Origin of the sequence: Pseudoalteromonas sp. Z1A6, from assembly GCF_011378745.1 — a bacterium.
Lineage (GTDB): Bacteria > Pseudomonadota > Gammaproteobacteria > Enterobacterales > Alteromonadaceae > Pseudoalteromonas > Pseudoalteromonas arctica.
This window is the reverse complement of record NZ_WTKW01000664.1, coordinates 1-822: the sequence shown is the minus strand read 5'-3', so window position 1 is coordinate 822 and position 822 is coordinate 1. Positions and strand designations below refer to the sequence as shown.

Annotated in this window: 1 protein-coding gene; it reads right to left on the bottom strand. The window is 34.4% G+C overall.

Features of this window, described 5'->3' with window-relative positions; genetic code table 11:
- A partial coding sequence (locus GQR46_RS20215) for a diguanylate cyclase (protein ID WP_165742315.1) occupies positions 1 to 822 on the bottom strand: 822 nt, incomplete at both ends.

The window sequence follows — 822 nt, the reverse complement described above, 5'->3', positions numbered from 1 at the left end:
TAGTAAGTACTTAACTGATCGCTATCTACCGGTTCTAAATATTTATTATTATCAAAAAAAACTATTGATTCGGCAACTCGAGCGCCTATTTTTTCACCAGATAGCAAATATCCTCCAACAATCCCCGAACCTAACAGTGAATGCCAATAACTAAAAATAGGAACAGAGCTGTTACTTGTTAGTCGCTCCACAAATTGAAATGGGCTAAGTACCGTATCGTTATAACGTCTAAAAATCGGCGTAAATAGTATTATTGAATCAGCAGGCGCATTATTTACTTTATTTATTAACTCATCGGCAGGTAAATCAAACCATTTTTCTAGCGTTAAATGCGAAAAGTCTCTATTAATAATCGGCATAAGATGTTGGTAAAAATTAGACCCTATACCACTTTTTCTATCCAGGATAACAATTAACTTTTTAGGGTTTGTTAAGTTAACAGCGTTTATCACCCCTTGCTTATAATTTAGTTTGGGTCGAATAATAATTCCATTTTCATTTTTTGGTACTTTAAACTTACCACCCGGTGTTAGGTATATTATTGGAATCCCTGTAAATAAGGTGTCAAATTCAGATAATAATGAGGCAGCAGGAACGCCTCGACTAATAATTATATCTATTCTTTTATCGTAATATTTCTGTTGTAAATAAGCCTTCATCAATCGCTTTTGTCGCATTTCATTGAATCGACCAACGTCCATATTTTCAATAAAAAGATCAAAACCGGCATTGCGCTCTAATAATTCAGAACGTAATCCCCTCTCGACACTTTGCTGCCATGGAGAATCTTGGTTTAGAGAGTTTATAAGTAAAACTTGGGTT